Origin of the sequence: Allomuricauda sp. NFXS6 (assembly GCF_040148835.1) — a bacterium.
Lineage (GTDB): Bacteria > Bacteroidota > Bacteroidia > Flavobacteriales > Flavobacteriaceae > Flagellimonas.
On sequence record NZ_JAGEMG010000007.1, the window covers coordinates 113960 to 132012 of the forward strand.

The 18053-nt window shown below is 41.8% G+C and carries 15 protein-coding genes; 5 read left to right on the forward strand and 10 right to left on the reverse strand.

Annotated features, from left to right (window positions below):
* Window positions 1–66 precede the first annotated feature (66 nt).
* A complete protein-coding gene (locus J4E06_RS11765; RefSeq protein ID WP_349524115.1) occupies window positions 67–1302 on the forward strand; it encodes a glycosyltransferase in 1236 nt (411 codons plus the stop codon).
* A 404-nt stretch (window positions 1303–1706) separates the two neighbouring features.
* On the opposite strand, the gene J4E06_RS11770 is transcribed toward J4E06_RS11765, so the two are convergent.
* Window positions 1707–2483, reverse strand: a complete 777-nt coding sequence (locus tag J4E06_RS11770) for a TIGR03915 family putative DNA repair protein (protein ID WP_349524116.1) — start codon at window positions 2481–2483, stop codon at window positions 1707–1709.
* Between the two features lie 86 nt (window positions 2484–2569).
* On the reverse strand, window positions 2570–3832 hold the full coding sequence (locus tag J4E06_RS11775) for a putative DNA modification/repair radical SAM protein (RefSeq protein WP_349524117.1): 1263 nt from the start codon (window positions 3830–3832) through the stop codon (window positions 2570–2572).
* 183 nt (window positions 3833–4015) lie between these two features.
* On the opposite strand from J4E06_RS11775, the gene J4E06_RS11780 reads away from it, so the two are divergent.
* Entirely contained in the window at window positions 4016–4768 is a 753-nt protein-coding gene (locus J4E06_RS11780) for an XRE family transcriptional regulator (RefSeq protein ID WP_349524237.1), read from the forward strand.
* 6 nt (window positions 4769–4774) lie between these two features.
* Here the strand turns inward: J4E06_RS11780 and J4E06_RS11785 are convergent, their stop codons facing one another.
* Genes J4E06_RS11785 through J4E06_RS11800 form a run of 4 tightly spaced genes read right to left on the reverse strand, consistent with a single transcriptional unit; the run spans window position 4775 to window position 9016 of the window.
* Window positions 4775–5770 (reverse strand): SMP-30/gluconolactonase/LRE family protein, encoded by a 996-nt coding sequence (locus J4E06_RS11785; protein WP_349524118.1) that lies wholly within the window; start codon window positions 5768–5770, stop codon window positions 4775–4777.
* Window positions 5771–5822: 52 nt separating this feature from the next.
* Window positions 5823–6740 (reverse strand): ATP-grasp domain-containing protein, encoded by a 918-nt coding sequence (locus tag J4E06_RS11790; protein ID WP_349524119.1) that lies wholly within the window; start codon window positions 6738–6740, stop codon window positions 5823–5825.
* A gap of 12 nt (window positions 6741–6752) precedes the next feature.
* Window positions 6753–8435: a gamma-glutamyltransferase gene (gene ggt / locus J4E06_RS11795; protein WP_349524120.1), complete on the reverse strand. Its 1683-nt coding sequence runs from the start codon at window positions 8433–8435 to the stop codon at window positions 6753–6755.
* Window positions 8423–9016 (reverse strand): acyl carrier protein phosphodiesterase, encoded by a 594-nt coding sequence (locus J4E06_RS11800; protein ID WP_349524121.1) that lies wholly within the window; start codon window positions 9014–9016, stop codon window positions 8423–8425. The genes ggt and J4E06_RS11800 overlap by 13 nt, the downstream gene beginning before the upstream one ends.
* A gap of 91 nt (window positions 9017–9107) precedes the next feature.
* Here J4E06_RS11800 and glmM point away from each other — a divergent pair, with 91 nt between their 5' ends.
* The gene (gene glmM / locus J4E06_RS11805) at window positions 9108–10496 is read left to right on the forward strand and encodes a phosphoglucosamine mutase (protein WP_349524122.1); all 1389 of its coding nucleotides are present in this window, start codon (window positions 9108–9110) and stop codon (window positions 10494–10496) included.
* Here the strand turns inward: glmM and J4E06_RS11810 are convergent.
* Window positions 10493–11410 carry a lysophospholipid acyltransferase family protein gene (locus J4E06_RS11810; protein WP_349524123.1) on the reverse strand — a complete coding sequence of 306 codons (918 nt, stop codon included), beginning with the start codon at window positions 11408–11410 and terminating at the stop codon, window positions 10493–10495. The genes glmM and J4E06_RS11810 overlap by 4 nt on opposite strands.
* Window positions 11411–11462: 52 nt before the next feature.
* Here J4E06_RS11810 and J4E06_RS11815 point away from each other — a divergent pair, with 52 nt between their 5' ends.
* Window positions 11463–12113, forward strand: a complete 651-nt coding sequence (locus tag J4E06_RS11815) for a rhomboid family intramembrane serine protease (protein ID WP_349524124.1) — start codon at window positions 11463–11465, stop codon at window positions 12111–12113.
* Between the two features lie 184 nt (window positions 12114–12297).
* On the opposite strand, the gene J4E06_RS11820 is transcribed toward J4E06_RS11815, so the two are convergent.
* Both J4E06_RS11820 and J4E06_RS11825 read right to left on the reverse strand, forming a co-directional pair.
* Window positions 12298–13419 (reverse strand): DUF4369 domain-containing protein, encoded by a 1122-nt coding sequence (locus tag J4E06_RS11820; RefSeq protein WP_349524125.1) that lies wholly within the window; start codon window positions 13417–13419, stop codon window positions 12298–12300.
* A 97-nt stretch (window positions 13420–13516) separates the two neighbouring features.
* Window positions 13517–14014: a hypothetical protein gene (locus tag J4E06_RS11825; protein WP_349524126.1), complete on the reverse strand. Its 498-nt coding sequence runs from the start codon at window positions 14012–14014 to the stop codon at window positions 13517–13519.
* A gap of 88 nt (window positions 14015–14102) precedes the next feature.
* Between J4E06_RS11825 and J4E06_RS11830 the strand changes: the two genes are divergently transcribed.
* A complete protein-coding gene (locus J4E06_RS11830) occupies window positions 14103–17018 on the forward strand; it encodes an FAD-binding and (Fe-S)-binding domain-containing protein (RefSeq protein WP_349524127.1) in 2916 nt (971 codons plus the stop codon).
* Here J4E06_RS11830 and J4E06_RS11835 read toward each other — a convergent pair.
* The gene (locus tag J4E06_RS11835; protein WP_349524128.1) at window positions 16989–17909 is read right to left on the reverse strand and encodes a UDP-2,3-diacylglucosamine diphosphatase; all 921 of its coding nucleotides are present in this window, start codon (window positions 17907–17909) and stop codon (window positions 16989–16991) included. The genes J4E06_RS11830 and J4E06_RS11835 overlap by 30 nt on opposite strands.
* Window positions 17910–18053: the final 144 nt, after the last annotated feature.

Below are 18053 nucleotides of genomic sequence, written 5' to 3' on the forward strand. Positions count from 1 at the left end.
TCTTGGTTATGAAATCTTTATTCTTTTACTTGAGCTTGAAGTTGCACTTTAAGTACTTTTACCCGTATGTCGAAAAAAATCCTTGTTATTGGTTACGTATGGCCCGAACCAACCACCACGGCCGCCGGATGCCGTATGTTGCAATTGTTAGATGCTTTTTTGACCTTCGGTTACGATATTACCTTTGCCAGTACCGCCAGTAAAACTCAGTATAGTCTGGATTTAGCAAAGTTAGGCGTTCAAGAAGTAGCTATACAACTCAACCATTCGAGTTTTGATGAGTTTGTAAAAGAATTATCGCCCAATGTGGTACTGTTCGACCGTTTCATGGTCGAAGAACAGTTTGGATGGCGCCTTGCAGAGTTTGCCCCGAATGCTTTACGTATTCTAAACACTGAAGATTTGCACGCCTTGCGCAAGAGTAGGGAAGAAGCTCATAAAAAAAACCGACCCTTTAGGATTAAAGATTGGAAAAACCACCCAACAACATTAAGGGAAACGGCCAGTATCTACCGTTGTGATTTAAGTTTGATGATTTCCAGCTACGAAATCGAAATTTTGCAGCACGAACTCCACATTCCTGCCGAGTTATTGTTCCATTTGCCCTTTATGGTCGACTTTTCGGAAATATCCAAGGATAAATTAGCTCCGTTTGATAAGAGAAATGGGTTTGTGAGCATTGGGAACGGGAAGCATACCCCAAATATAGCTGCTGTTAAGATTTTGAAGCACGATATTTGGCCAGGCATACGAAAGCAATTGGCAAATGCTGAAATCCATATTTATGGCGCGTACTTACCCCAAGAAGTCAAGGAAATGCATCATCCTAAAATCGGTTTTTATGTTAGCGGTTGGGCAGAAAACCTTGATGTGGCGCTCAAAGGTGCCAGAGTATTGCTTGCTCCACTAAAATTTGGTGCAGGAATCAAAGGAAAACTCTTGGACGCCATGCGTACAGGAACCCCAAGCGTAACCACCACCATCGGTGCCGAAGGTATGCACGGCGAGCTTCCTTGGAACGGAATCATAAGCAATGATTGGGACAGGTTTGTCCAAGCTGCGGTAGAGTTGCACCAAAAACAGGAATTGTGGGAAACAGTGCAAGAGAACGGCATCCAATTGCTTCAAAAACTTTATGATAAGGAATTGCTGCAAAACCAATTGACAGAGCGCTTACAGCAACTAAGCAAAGCTTTGGAAATCCATCGAGAACATAATTTTATCGGGAGGATGCTACACCATCAAATCCTGGCCAGTACCAAGTATATGGCCAAATGGATCGAGGAGAAAAATAAAAGGTAGTTTTTATGGTATGTAAACTGCATTATATTGCGCCAGCTTCATTTACAGCTTTTCTGGGAGAAGTACCCTTGCCATGTTGACCGATAATTTCATCTGTAGTTATTCCAAGATAAGTTTCTAGTTCTTCCAACCAAGGTCCTATAATTCCCTAATGATTCTCCTGATTTCCTTATTTTAAGTTGCTTCCAGCAAGCCCATCAACATACAAAAGTTTCCCTTTGTACTTTGTCGCATAAACTTTCATAATTGATAAATAGGCCTAAACATATTTAGGCAATCTTTCGATTTTAGCCTCTGTCCAATTGCCCAAAATTCATTCATAAAAACATGATTTAAAATCGAGTTAGGAAATATTGCATATAATTATAAGAAAATACTATGTCTATTCTACATACCTAATTATTTTAAACCGCCTCTTTTTTCTCACTCAAATACTTCCAATACCGTTTGGGTACATGTTGCGTGTGCAATTTAGGGTTGATTCGCAATGCAATGTTGGTACTTTTAAAATAATCATTCCACAGGGTTTGGTACTTGTATTCCTCGCTGTTAAAGGCATTACTTTTCATGGTTTTGTTATGGTGGATATCCTTTAAATTCAAGGACACCATTTCCACATGTTCCAAATCGTAATAGATGCCATATTTGCGCTTTACGTCATAAATCAACCATTTTTGGTCCGCGTAGCGGTCACGAAAATGCTTTGATATTAAAGGTAAAACATCAAAATCGGGTTCAATGTTGGCAAAATAAATATCGTCTTTGGTCAACTGGAAGCGAACAAAGGCTTCCATACGATGTTTTTCGCGACTCACCTTTTTAGCCAATTGTGCAATATGTAGTACCGTACTATCAGAATAGTCCAAATACTTCCGGTTTTGTGTCCTCATTAGCTTTTGAATATAAGTATAGAGCATCATTTCCACACCTTCCGCTTCGCTCAAAAAAGCAAAGTACACGTTGGATATGGCATTATTGCTCTTGTTACGGATGCCGTTCCAGACCCGTTTGGCCTTCTCTACATGGGTAAACACGGTTTCCGTCTCCGAAAACAAACCACTTTGAGATTCATTGTTCTTTTGAATGTCGGCCACATTGATTTTTTCATCAAAGGCGACGAAAACGGCGGTCAAAAATCCATTAAAACTACCGTCATAAATTAAGGTTGTTGAAGTGTTCATAACGTTTACGTTTTTTACCTCTCAAATTCCTTCGACTGCGCTCAGGATGACAACTCGAGGTGACATTATTGTATATAGTTCCCTTGCTAATTGAACAATGACAATTGCGTACTGTACTGATTCCGAAATTTTCCGGATGAATTTTGCAGAATCATTCCCTTTATTTTCTCCGCATCCAAGTCACGACGTTCCCAGTTGCGGGATTCGCAAACCATAAAATATTGGGCACGGTTGAGGGCCACCCCTATTTTTTTGAGATGGTCCCAGTTCAGTTTCCTAAATTTTCTAGCATTTATTATTTTATCCACAGACCGCATTCCAACTCCCGGAATTCTAGCCAAAAGATGCTTATCCGCCGTATTCACGTTCACAGGAAAATGATGCAGGTTCCGCAAGGCCCACGAAAGCTTCGGATCCACGTCCATGTCCAAGTTGGGGTACTGATTGTTCAAGATTTCCCCTACGGAAAACCCGTAGAATCGTAACAACCAATCGGTCTGGTACAATCTGTTCTCACGCAACATGGGAACTTGTGAGCCTATGGCCGGCAAGCGGGAGTCATGGGTTACGGGCACATATCCTGAATAATATACCCGTTTCATGTTGTATGTTTTGTAATAATAGGTTGCCGAATACATAATATCCTTATCCGACTCTCCTGAGGCGCCCACGATCATTTGAGTACTTTGGCCTGCCGGTGCATATTTAGGAATGTTCTTAATGACTTTTCGTTCCGATTGGTAGCGTACGATTTCATTTTTCACCTTTTCCATCGGTTTGGTAAAATCTTCATGCTTTTTATCGGGTGCCAGCAATTTTAAACCAGATATCGTGGGTACTTCAATATTTACGGAAAGACGGTCGGCGTAGAGACCCGCTTCGTACATCAACTCATCGCTCGCACCGGGAATTGATTTCAGATGGATATAGCCATTGAAATTCTCCTCTTCCCGCAGTTTTTTAGCAACGGACACCAAACGCTCCATAGTGTGGTCAGGGCTTTTGAATATTCCAGAACTCAAGAACAAGCCTTCAATATAATTTCTGCGATAAAAATTGATAGTGAGGTCAACCACTTCCTGAACCTTGAAGGCAGCCCTTGGTACATCGTTACTTTTTCGGGTAACACAATAAGCACAATCAAAAATGCAATGGTTGGTCAACAGGATTTTTAACAAGGAAACGCAACGCCCATCTGACGTATAGCTATGGCAAATTCCCATTTTGGAAGCATTGCCCAAGCCCTTATTCTGGTTGGTTCTGTTACTTCCGCTGCTGGCACAGGAGACATCGTATTTGGCAGCATCTGCCAAAATGTTCAGTTTTTCGCGTATCCTATCAAAATTCATAACTTGGAAATATTCCAATCAAATATATGGATATATTCCAAATATTGGAAATAATCCATAAATATTTTTGGAAATAATCCAAAACACCTATATTTGGGAATAGATTGTCTTTATCATTGCTTTTGAGATCAATATGCTGCAAAATGTCTCGACTGCGCTGGACATGACATTATTGACTTGATGATGGAAAATGAAATAACCTTAAAAAGATTTACCGATATCCGCAGGGAGCTTGGATACACGCAAACCGAGTTTGCCAAATTATTGGGCGTGAAGAATACCACGGCCGATATTGAACGTGGGAGAACCAAATTATCTGGAAAGGTAGTTTCGGAACTCTTGCGACAATTCAAAATAAACCCGTTGTGGTTGTTCGGTGAAAGTGACCAAAAACATTTGGACACTTCCAAGACCAGTGTTATTCCGAAAGTGGTTACTGTTGATAATTCCGATAACGATAACATGGTGATGGTAAATGCCAAAGCTGCTGCAGGATATCCGCAGAACATCTCCGACACTAGCTGGTATCGACAATTGCCCGCTTTTGATATGCCGATTCCAGAATTCCGAAATGCCACCTATCGTGGTTTTCAAGTGGAAGGGGACAGTATGTTGCCAAATCTGCGACCCGATGATTGGGTATTGGCACGGGCCATTGAGCATATTGATCATGTGAGCCCCAATAAAATGTATGTGGTGGTGCTTCAGGACTCCGTGATGGTAAAGAAAATTGAACGGAAGCCCAATTCCAACAATATCACTTTGGTTTCCTTGAACGAGACCTATCCGCCCTATGAAATCAAACCCTTTCAAATCCAAGAAATTTGGGAGGTGAGCAGCAAACTAACTTTTAACGTAGATGCTACCACCGAAACAGGCTTGCTGAAACAGCTTCAAGAATCGATGGAGGAGTTAAAAAGGCAGATTGCAAAATAAGAACATTTAAAAACCAGTCCCCATGGTTTTGGTTTGAATTCTCATCAAGTAATTATGGGCGGTCATATAAAGTACCGAGCCATCATCGCCCCAGGTGCAATTAGCGGTACGTTGTCCGGTAGCTATACGTCCCAAAAGCTTTCCTTCGGGGGTTATGATCAAAATTCCGCTCGGTCCTGTGGAGAAAATAGTTCCATCTTGCGCTACCTTAAGGCCGTCCAAAGAACCTATCAACCCTTCTTTTATCAATGCTGAGGCATCAAAAAATATTCGCCCTTCATCCAGAGCGCCATCATTTTTGATGGTGTATGCCATAATGTACGGAGCATTTGAATCCGATTGGTTCACATAAAGCGTTTTTTCGTCGGGAGACAAAGCCACACCATTCGGCCGTGCAAGATTATTGACCACCATATCGACCTTGCCATCCGTAGCGATTTTAAATACCCCAAAAGCATCAATTTCTCGCATTTCTGAATTTTCCTGTTGAGGTAGCCCGTAAGGCGGGTCTGTGAAATAATAGGACCCATTCGAAGCTTGCACAATATCATTTGGGCTATTGAAACGTTTTCCTTCCCACGTATCGGCCACCGTTATTTTTCCACCTTGCGACAGGGGCATACGCGATATTCTTCGGTCCCCGTGTTCGCAGGCTATCAATTCACCATTATTGTTTATGATCAATCCATTGCTTCCAGGCTCCCGTCCATATGGTAGAATACCAGTGTAGCCGGAAGGCTTTAAGAATTCAGTGATTCCTACCCCTTCTTTCCATTTAAAAATGGTGTTTTGGGGAGCATCCGAAAATAACAGAAACCCACCATCTTTGACCCATACAGGTCCTTCCGACCAGATAAAGCCATCTGCCAGTACTTCTACTTTGGCGTCTTTATCGACATAATCAAAAAAAGCGTCGTCCAATGCCACTAGCTTGCCTGTGATCTTTTGTTGCGCAAAACACCCTAAGGCTGTAATACATAGTAGAAGCGTTAAGTTTTTCATTTTTAAAATTTATATAAATATAAAACTATAGCTGAACCAAACTATGGTTTATTCAGGCAGATAGGGTATCCTTTATGGCTCTTGCTAAGTTATCTGCTGCAGGGGGATTAAGGCGGAACCACAGTTCTGGCTCAAAAATTTCCAGCTCGGCCAAGGCCCAATTGCCATTATTGTCCTTAAAAATATCCACTCTGGCGTATATGGGCAGCTCAGGAGCGGCATTTACCACACTTTTGGCAAAGGATATTTGCTCTTGGTCCGGAACATAGTCTTGCACCGTACCACCAAAATCATCTTGAACCCTAAAATCCCCCGGTTTGGCAATTTTCAACACGGCATGCGTGTACTCCCCGTTAAAAATCATCATGGAAATTTCTCCCTCCAAAACAATTTTCTGCTGGAATTCCTGAAGCATCATGGCCTCTTCTGTTACCAATTTCCGAAAGATGTCCTCGTGATCGGCAATCTCATCCTTTTCTATTTTATAAGTATGACGTGCTGCTCCAGAAACACAGGGTTTCAGAATATAGGTATCGGCGTTAAAACCTTTGCCCGATTTTGCCTTGGCCACTGCTTCGGCAAGGGAGATTTTTGAACCCTTTTCCAAAAAAACCGTTTTGGGAACATTTATCCCCGCTTTTGATAAATCGCTCAAATAATGTTTATCAATATTCCAATGGATCAGTTCTTTGGAGTTGATAAACGTTGTTTTCCTTGCGGTTGTTTCCAACCATCTGGAAAACTCTGGATAACGATCAAAATAGTCCCATGTGGTTCTAAACAGGGCATATTTGGTCATCGACCAATCAAAATCGGGGTCATCCCAGGATTTACGGGTAGCTTTAAGCCCTAACTTTGTCAAGGCTTCTAAAACCAGTCGGTCTTCTTGAAGCACATTTTCAATATAGGGCGTTTTCGTTTTTGGAGCCACGTAACGATGGTCCGTTAAAACAACAACATCATATTTCATAGAGTAAAAAAATTAATATCCTACAGCAGTATCATCACCTCTTTTGTCTGCTCCCCCTTCCAATTTTCCGTTGGGCAACACACGAATCGCGTCTACTTTGCCTATAATGGGCGTTCGCTCTTCATTAATGATGTATCCTTTGGATTTTAACGCTTCCTTGAGCTCATCCGAAAAACCTTCAGGCTCAAAAATTACCATATCGGGCAACCATTGGTGGTGGAATCGAGGGGCATTAACAGCTTCCTGCATACTCAAGTTGAACTCGTATACATTAAGAATGGTCTGGGCAACTGCCGTAATAATGGTAGATCCACCGGGAGTACCTACAACCATATACAATTTCCCGTCTTTTTCCACGATGGTCGGTGTCATACTGCTGAGCATACGTTTTTCTGGTTGAATATTGTTCGCTTCGGCACCGATAAGTCCAAACATATTGGGGACGCCCGGTTTGGCGCTAAAATCGTCCATTTCGTTGTTTAGGAAGAACCCAAGCTCAGCACAATACAACTTGGAACCATATCCTCCATTAAGCGTTGATGTGGCCGAGATGGCATTACCCTCATCATCCACAATGGAGTAGTGGGTGGTTTGTGCACTTTCGATAATTTCTACTTCCCCATGGCTTACATCGGAAGACAGCGTTGCTTTATCAAAAGAGAAATTGGCCATTCTGTCCTGTATGTAATCATCGTTTAAAAGCATATTGTAGGGGATATCCACAAAATCGGGGTCGCCCAAATAGAAGTTCCTATCCGCATAAGCTCTTCGCGAAGCTTCCGTGAACAATTGAATGGCTTTAACAGAGTTATGTCCAAATTTTGATAGATCATAAGGCTCCATCATTTTAAATATTTGGTTGATGGTAACCCCACCGCTGCTGGGCGGACTCATGGAAATAACCTTGATATCTTTATAGTCAAAAACAATCGGGTCTCTCCAAACTGCTTCATACTTTTCCAAATCTTCCTCGGTGATCAAACCGCCGTTTTCTTGAACAAATGCGGCCAGTTTTTGGGCTACTTCGCCTTTGTAAAAACCATCGCGCCCTTCTTCCATGATTTTTTTAAGCGTTTTGGCATAAGCGGGATACTTTATGGTGTCTCCCTTTACAAATGGGCCTGCAAATTTGGTACTGTCTCCATTGGCCTCAATAAATTGCTCACGATACCCTGCAAGTCTATCCGCTTGCTTTTCAGAGACCACTACACCTTTGTTGGCAAGGGTAATGATGGGCTCAATAATATCTTTTAAGGGAAGTTTCCCGAACTTTTTGTGCACCTCAATCACTCCAGCCACTGTGCCCGGCACTCCTACTGCAGTCCCGCCCGATGTGCTCAAACCAGGAATTACGTTGCCTAGAGAATCCAGATACATGTCCTTATGGGCAGCCAAGGGTGCTTTTTCACGATAATCGATTCCGCCGACCTCGCCATTATTTTTTCGGTAGACCATAAATCCGCCGCCACCAACACTTCCTGCAAACGGATAGGCGACAACCAAAGAAAGTTCAGTGGCCACCATGGCATCAAAGGCATTTCCACCTTTTTTCATGATGTTCACGGCCAATTGGGAGGCTTCTTCACGTGCAGAAACCACCATGGCTTTTTCAGCCACCAGTCCAGTAGGTGTTGCTGGTTGTTGTTTACAATTAATAAAAAAGATTAGGGGGAGGAGGAGTATCAGTCTTCGCATAGTGAAATAAATTTTTGGTTGGAAAAAGGTATTAATTCTTCAAAAAATAAAGTGAATTCGTTTTCAAAATCCACATAGTGTTCTTCAAGGTCCAGAATAGCAAAATTCATTCTGGATTTGTTTTTGGTCCGTCGGTTCATTCCGTTGAGCACGCGGTCAATTCCGGCTAAATTGGCATAATTGAGCAGCCAATTGTCTGCAATCATGTAAGGCATCATACGTTTGGTGGCGATGGGGAGTATGTCGTAGTTATCTTCCAAGAGGTCATAAAAATCCTCTACGTACTCGGCCAAAGGTCTATTGGAATAACTGCTCCAATTTTTGGCCAAAAAATGGTCGTAATAAATATCCACGATCACCCTGCTGTAATGGCTGTAATTTTTATGGAGACGTTTGCTGCTTTGCCTTACTATGGGGTGGGCATCAGTAAATGTGTCTATTTCTCGATGTAACAGAATACCTTTTTGGATTTTATCAGGAAAATGTTTGTATTTGTTTCCACGGATATGATCCGCAAAGAAATTACCCAATGTGATTTCTTTATCATCAAAAGAAAGATAGATATGCGCTAAGAAGTTCATCGGGGCAAATTCCTTTTCTGTCGAAATTTACAAATTCCAAACATGGAATCGAATGTGGCCCCCTATATTTGCAAAAACTTTTTTAACAATTATGACACTGATCAAATCAATTTCTGGAATTCGAGGGACCATTGGCGGCAGCACCAACGATAATCTAACACCTTTAGACGCAGTTAAATTCGCAGCAGCTTATGGTAGTTGGTTAAAAACATATTCCGAAAAAGAGAAATTGAAAGTCGTAATTGGGCGTGATGCGCGTTTGTCGGGTGAGATGATCCAAAACTTGGTGGTTTCCACTTTGGTAGGGTTGGGTATTGATGTTATCGACCTGGGACTCTCCACAACGCCTACGGTAGAAATTGCCGTTCCTTTGGAAAAAGCGGATGGAGGCATCATTTTAACGGCAAGTCACAATCCAAAACAATGGAACGCCCTTAAATTGTTGAATGAGAAAGGGGAGTTTTTGGATGCTGAGCAGGGGGCAAGGATTTTGGCCTTGGCCGAAAAAGAGGATTTTGAGTTTGCAGAGGTCGATGATTTGGGGGAAATCATTAAAAATGATTCTTATATCGACATTCATATTGATGAAGTCTTGGAATTACCCTTGGTGGATGCCGATACCATAAAAAAAGCAGGGTTTAAAGTAGTGGTAGATGGTGTAAATTCTACAGGAGGTATTGCCATACCGAAGCTACTTGAAGAATTGGGTGTTGAAGTAGTGAAGCTCTATTGCGAACCAACCGGGCATTTTCCGCACAATCCAGAGCCTTTAAAAGAACATTTGGGCGACATCTGTAAAAAAGTAGTGGAAGAAAAGGCCGATTTTGGTATTGTGGTGGACCCCGATGTGGATCGTTTGGCATTTATCAGCGATGATGGGGAAATGTTCGGCGAGGAATATACTTTGGTTGCCTGTGCCGATTATGTATTGGGCAAGACCAAAGGCAATACCGTCTCCAATCTATCATCTTCCAGAGCTTTGAGGGATATTACAGAGAAGCATGGAGGCACTTACGAAGCTGCAGCGGTCGGAGAAGTGAATGTAGTGACCAAAATGAAAGCCAACAATGCCATAATTGGTGGCGAGGGGAATGGTGGAATTATTTATCCAGAAAGTCATTATGGACGTGATGCCTTGGTAGGTACTGCCTTGTTCTTAATGTTGATGGCCGAAAAAGGTGGAACTGTGGCTGAGCTACGTGCCAGTTACCCAAGCTATTTTATGAGCAAGAAAAAAATACAATTGACTCCCGACTTGGATGTTGATGCGCTTTTGGATGTCATGCACAACAAGTACAAGGATGAAGAGGTATCAACCATTGATGGGGTGAAAATTGATTTCCCTGAAAATTGGGTACACCTTAGAAAATCGAACACGGAGCCTATTATCCGAATCTATACCGAAGCAAAATCCCAGAAGGAAGCCGATGGTTTGGCCGACCGCATTATTGGTGAAATCAAGGAAGTGGCAGGAATCTAAGCGTTAACTGCCTTTTCGGACTTTTGCTGAAACTCTTTCGGGGCTTTGCCCATATGTTTCCAGCGTTTATGCGTCCAAAAGTAATATTCCGGAGCTTCTCGAATGGCTTTTTCTGTTTCTTTCATAAAAGCTTCAGAAATCTCATAATCCGCTATTTCGCTAGGGTTTTCAGCTAAAACTTTAAACGTGGCTTCATAATATCCACGACCTACTTTTTTTACCTTAAGATAAACCGGAATCATCCCGTGGCTTTTACAGAGTTCTTCCGCACCAACGTGTATGGGCACCAAAACACCCATAAACTTTGCCCAATGTCGAGCTCTTTGCAGCATAGGGGATTGGTCACTGATGATACCGACCGTAATTAGTTCGTTCGTTTCTTTTGCCTTTGCAATAATATCTCGACTCTCATACGTTTTGATCAGTGTAGTTCCATATTTACTGCGTATATCACGAACCAACTTGTCAAAATATTTGTTCTGTATAGGCTGATAAATGGCATATGCTTTTGATCTTACCATGGAATTTAGTGAAAAAACCCATTCCCAGCTTGCATAATGAGGCATCATTATCATGATATGCTTTCCTTCATCTTCCAATTTTTGAAAAACTTCAACATTCGTGAAAACATATCTTTGTTTCATTTGTTTATTGGTGATCCCCAAGGTCTTTATCATCTCCAAGAACATATCACAGAAATGCTTGTAGAATTTCTTTTCTATCAACAAACGTTCTTCTTCTGACTTTTCCGGTAAAGCAAGGGACAAATTATTGCGCACCACTTTTTTACGGTATCCTACCACATTGTAAAGGAGTGCAAAGACACCATCAGAAATTAAATAAAGGATTTTGAAAGGTAGTCTGGAAATCAACCAGAGCAAAGGATAAACAAGGATATAAACTACTAGCTGCATAGGTAATTCTTGTGTGCAAATATAGCTATATTTGAACCCAAACTAGTATTACATGCTCAATTTACATATCGCTACTATTGCCATAATGGCCGCCAATGTTCTGGTTTCCCTCCGTGGATTCAACAATATGGCTTTTTTTGATAGATACAAGTTCGGTATCAGTGCCATACAAGCCGGTCAAAGGGAGAGAATGGTGACTTCGGGCTTTTTGCACGTAGACATTTCACATTTGTTTTTGAATATGTTTACCCTTTACTTTTTTGCACCAGTGGTAATTGGTTGGTTCGGTTCCATTAAGTTTTTGATCATTTATTTTGTTAGCTTAATCGCGGGAAGTCTGTTGGCCCTGTTTTTTCATAAAAACGAACCTTTTTACAGTGCCGTTGGCGCCAGTGGGGCTGTAATGGGCGTGCTTTACGCTGCCATATTGCTAAACCCCGATATGCAGTTGGGCATTATGTTCATTCCGATTCCGCTTCCTGCATATGTGTTGGGTATCGCTTATTTGTTGTATTCCATTTGGGGTATGAAGAGCAGAATGGGCAATATTGGGCATACGGCGCATTTTGGTGGGGCGATTGGAGGCTATGCAACCACTTTACTGTTTAAACCGGAACTTTTTGTTACGGATACCTTGATCGTGGTGTTGTTGGCCATCCCGATCATCATACTCTTTGTGTTGGATAAAATGGGGAAGATTTAGATGAAACTAAGAGCCAAGGCTTTTTTTAGATTAAAACCCTGAATCCAAATAATAGATTTGGTAGTGTACAATTTAAAGGGAGTGGATTCCGTGTCAGGCGCGAATGACACTCGAACGTATTTCATATACCAAAAAAGGCCTTGAATACCTCAAGACCTTCTTCACTATAAAATATTGTTGTTTTTTAGCTTTTTCCGAGTATCTCAGCTACTTTTTGTTCCAAAGCTGGTCCTCTCAAATCCCTTGCTACGATAACACCATTTTCATCCAGTAAAAATGCTGCGGGAATTGCGTTGATGTTATACAAACGGGCAATGGGGTCTTGGAAACGTTGTAAGTTGGAAATGTGATTCCATTCCAGACCATCGGATTCAATGGCATTTTTCCAGTGCTCTTCCTTATTGTCCAAGGAAACACCCAAAACGTCAAAACCTTTTTCGTGATATTTGTTGTAAACCAATACGATATTGGGGTTTTCAGCACGACATGGTCTGCACCAGGCCGCCCAAAAGTCCACCAAGGTGAGTTTGGCATTACTGGTAACATCGCTAAGGGCCAAAATATCACCAGTTGGAGTGGGAGCTGAAAAATCAGGGGCAACCGCACCAACTTCGGTGGATTTTGAATTCTCCAACTGTTCCGCAATTTTCTGTGCAGGTTCGGTTGCTTTAATTTCTGGGGTCAGTCCTTCGAACATGGCCTTGATTTCATCCGCAGGAGCAGCTTTTGTGGCCATTAGGTTTCCAATTATAAGTACGGAGATATAAGCATTGGGATTTTCCTTGACAAATTTGATATTAAAATTCTTTGCGTCATCTTGGAACTCCATAAACTCCTCACGCAAAGCGGTTACGGTTGCGGTATCCCTTTCCTGAGCTGCCATACGCATATCGTCTTGCATAGACCTTGCGCGCTCAGATAAATTTCGGGATTCTTCCAGAAAGCCCATGAAAATTTCGTTTTGCTCGGTCCCCTTAAGTTTGGCCATACCTATGCTATCTTTTTGGAACTCCACTTCGATATTTCCGTTCTCTACAATAACAGGTGCATTTCCACGAACCTTGTCCATAAAGAGATAGTACATTTTAGGCTCATCTTGACTACCATTAAAACGGAACAAGCCGTTTTCCACGGTTGCGGTATCAATATCAACCAATTGATTGATGGAATCCGTTGTTTTTAAGAAAACCATGGTTCCATTTTCAGGTTCGCCGGTAATGGTTCCACTTATTTCATATCCTTTTGGCTCGGAACCACATGAAGCCAAAAACAAGACTCCCGATAATATGACAAAAAATCTTTTCATTTCTAAAAGTTTAAGTTGCGAAGGTATTCAATACTTACGGCATAAAAAAACCCCTGGCTTTTATTGGGCCAAGGGTCTGTTGTAAAATGTTCTTAATTTAGAATTGGTATCGAATGCCCAAGGCAATGTCAAAGTCAAAATCATTGTCAAATCCGTTGTAACCAACCAAACCAATTTCTGGTCTAAAATCCAATGATAGGAGCAATGGAATATCAAAATTATATTCCACACCGATATCACCAGCGGCAAAGACAAAAAGCCCGTCGTTGTCGTTATCAAAATTTGGATTGGGTTCAAAATCTACACTGCCCAATCCACCACCAACGCCGTAATACCAGTTAAAGTTGCCGTCTAACGGCCTAATCCATTGGTAGACCCCCGTCAGTTTAAACGCATCGAATTCCCTACTGTCCCTCCAACCAAGGTCAAATTCGGCACGGTGGTATCTTCCAATTGATTTTTGATATGAAATTTCAGCTCCAAAGCCATCGCTATCGCCCAAACGTAATCCCAAGGCATGCTCAGAAATACTTTGTGCGCTAAGACTTACTGTTGCAAACAAAAAAAATACTGAAAATAATGTGGTAATCTTCATGAGGTTCTCGTTAAGTTAAAAATTAGAGATAGTTTTGTAATAGATTTACGTTCTAAAACTAGTTTTAGTTCCCAAAAAGTATTCCGAATTGGATAAAAATTTGTTAAAAGACCTTTCAGAAGCATTGAAGGGTGAGTTGTTGTTTGATGAGTTGAGCAAAGCCATCTACGCTACAGATGCTTCGGTATACAGAAAGCTACCAACAGCGGTAGCCTACCCAAAAACTGTTGACGATTTAAAGGCGTTGCTCGCTTTTGCGAACAGAAATAAAGTCGGTCTTATTCCGCGTACGGCGGGTACATCTTTGGCGGGTCAATGTGTGGGGGATGGCATTGTAGTGGATGTAAGCCGGCATTTTACCAAAATCATTAGTCTGGACAAGGACAAAAAGCAAGTTACGGTACAGCCAGGTGTGGTTCGTGACGAGCTGAATCAATTTTTAAAACCATTCGGTCTTTTCTTTGGCCCCAACACTTCTACGTCCAACCGCTGTATGATCGGGGGAATGGTCGGGAACAATTCATCGGGAACTACTTCCATCCAGTATGGCGTTACGCGAGACAAAATTTTGGCCATGCAATGCATACTGTCCGACGGAAGCGATGTTTACTTCTCCGACATATCCAAAAAGGAATTTGAAGAAAAAAAAAGAGGAGATTCGCTGGAATCTAAAATTTATAACAAGCTGTTTGAAGAACTATCCAATCCCGAAACACAGCAGAATATAAAATCTGAGTTCCCAAAACCCAGCATCCACAGAAGAAACACGGGGTATGCCGTTGATGAATTGCTGAAAAACAACATTTTTGGAGAAGACAAAACTGATTTCAACCTATGTAAATTATTGTCCGGAAGCGAGGGCACACTTGCTTTTACAACCGAAGTAACACTTCAGCTCGATGATTTACCGCCTCCATACGCCGCTATGGTGGCCACCCACTATAAAACCCTGGAAGATTGTTTAAATGATGTAGCTCCCGTGATGCAACACAATCTGCACCTGTGCGAGATGATGGACAAGGTTATTTTAGACTGCACCAAAAACAACAGGGCCCAATTGGCCAATCGTTTTTTTGTGGAAGGAGACCCGGCCGGGATTTTAATGTTGGAGGTAAAAGCAGATTCTAAAGAAGATTTGGACAAACAGTTGGACGAGCTTTTAAAAACTGTGGAAAAGTCCGGATTGAGCTATGCCAATCCTATTTTATACGGGGATGATATCAACAAAGCCATAGAGCTCCGTAAAGCAGGCCTGGGTCTGTTGGGAAATATGGTAGGAGATAAAAAAGCGGTGGCGTGTATTGAAGATACGGCCGTTGCCTTAGAAGACCTCAAGGATTTTATAGGGGAGTTTTCCCAAATTATGAAAGGATATAACCAAGACGCGGTGTATTATGCCCACGCTGGAGCAGGTGAATTGCATTTGCGCCCCATTCTCAATTTAAAAAAGTCCGAAGATGTAGTGTTGTTCCGTAGCATCACTACCGATGTGGCAAAACTCACAAAAAAATATAATGGGAGCTTTAGCGGTGAGCACGGTGATGGTATTGTGCGTGCGGAGTTTATTCCTTTAATGATAGGTGAAACCAATTATGAGTTACTGAAACGGGTGAAAACACTTTTTGACCCCAATTTGGTGCTCAATCCAGGTAAAATCGTGGATGCTTACCCGATGGATGAGTCGCTTCGTTATGAGATTGACCGCAAAGAACCAGAGGTTAAGACCTTGATGGACTTTTCGGATAGTGAAGGAATTTTGAAAGCTGCCGAAAAGTGCAACGGCAGCGGCGATTGTAGAAAAAGCCACCATATGAACGGGGCGATGTGCCCTAGTTATCAAGCTACCAAAGATGAAAAGGATACCACTCGCGGTAGGGCCAATGCCTTACGTGAGTTTTTGACCACTTCCGAAAAATCCAACCGTTTCGACCATAAAGAACTCAAGAGTGCATTCGACTTGTGCTTGAGCTGCAAGGCCTGTGCCAGTGAATGTCCGAGCAATGTGGATGTTGCTGCATTAAAGGCTGAGTTCCTGTATCATTATCAAGAAGTGAACGGATATTCGTTGCGAAGCAAACTGTTTGCGCACAATACACAGTTGAATGCCTTGGGAAGTAAAGTTTCCAGCATCACCAATTGGATATACGAATCCAAAGCCATAGGGGGTATGCTAAAAAAAGCCGTCGGGGTTGCACCAGAACGAAATTTACCAAAGGTAGGGCGATTCAATTTCAAAAATCATCTGAAACAGCATCAGGTAAAGCGCACCGACCTTACTAAAAAGCAAGTTGTGCTTTACGTGGATGAGTTTGTAAAGTATCTGGACATTCAAATTGGTAAAGATGCCATCGAACTATTGTGCAAGTTGGGCTACGATGTGGAACTATTCTATGGGGAAAGCGGTAGAACCTATCTTTCCAAAGGATTTTTGAAGCAGGCCAAAAAATTGGTGGCTCAAAATATGGAAAATCTAAAAGAGATTTTAAATGCAGGCACACCGATTGTAGGTTTGGAGCCTTCGGCCATTTTATCTTTTAGGGATGAGTACCAGCGCTTGCACGATGACAAAGAGCAATTGCAAAAATTGGACAAAAACTCATTTTTGATCGAGGAGTTCTTGGCAGCTGAGATTGTAGCAGGCCATATTTCATCGGACAGCTTTACGGAAGAAGAGAGAACCGTAAAAATTCACGGGCATTGTCATCAAAAAGCGTTGAGCAATCAAAAAGTTACGTTTGATGTGCTAAACCTGCCAAAAAATTATAAAGTCACCATAATACCGTCCGGTTGTTGTGGTATGGCCGGTTCTTTTGGCTATGAAAAAGAGCATTACGAAGTAAGTATGCAAGTAGGAGGGTTGAAGTTGTTCCCTGCCGTGAAGAAAAGTTCCGAAGACACTTTGATCGCAGCAAACGGCACAAGTTGTAGGCATCAAATAAAGGATGGGACGAAAAGGGAGGCATTGCACCCCGTTTCAATCTTGCGACAGGCCCTTGTCATCTAAAAAATCGTTGTCAATATTTTCTTCTTCCCCTTCGCTTTTGTGTTCTTGGGCCATGTTTTCAATATTGATTTCTTTGTCCGTTATGGAAGCAATAAGTTCGTTCATATCCATTTCCTTCAAATCTTCATCCAAAAAGAAAGGGGAGAGCTTATCGTGGTTGTAATGATAGATTCTCCACCGCTTGAACGAATATTCCAAAGCGGTCAGGTTTTCCACCCAATCACCAGAATTTAAATAGGTGCAACTACCATATTTGTTATCGTAAATCTCCTTTTTGGGTTGATGGATATGTCCGCAGACCACATAATCGTAACCATTTTCTATGGCCAAATCGGCAGCCGTTTTTTCAAAGTTGTTGATGTACTTGACGGCGCCCTTGACGCTGTTTTTTATTTTTTTGGACAAGGAATATTTCTCTCGTCCCATTTTGGCCAAGCACCAATTCAGGAAACTATTGATCAAAATAAGAAGGTCGTAGCCATACCCACCGAGCTTGGCCAGCCACTTGGCGTTTTGGATAGAGACATCGAACACGTCACCGTGAAAAATCCAAGCTTTTTTACCATCAAGATTAAGCACCAGTTTATCCACAACCTTGAAGTTGCCCATTGAAGTATCACTAAACTTGCGAAGCATTTCATCATGATTTCCAGTGACATAGTAAACCTCAGTTCCCTTGGATGCCATTCCGATGACCTTTCTCAACACCTTAAGGTGGGATGGCGGGAAATAACGTTTGCTGAACTGCCAAATATCAATAATGTCGCCATTCAATATGAGCTTTTTAGGCTGGATACTGTTGAGGTATGTAATGAGTTCTTCCGCATGGCAGCCATAAGTTCCCAAGTGAACATCTGATACAACTGCCAATTCTATCTTCCTTTTTTTCAATCTGATAAGGTTTAGTACAAAATAAAACGGTAGGAATAAAATAGAAACCAAATCGAAGTCATTAATTCATGAGGATATTGTTAAAAAATCATCACCCAAAAACCGAATATGTTACAATAACATTAAGTCAAAACACTGTTTTTG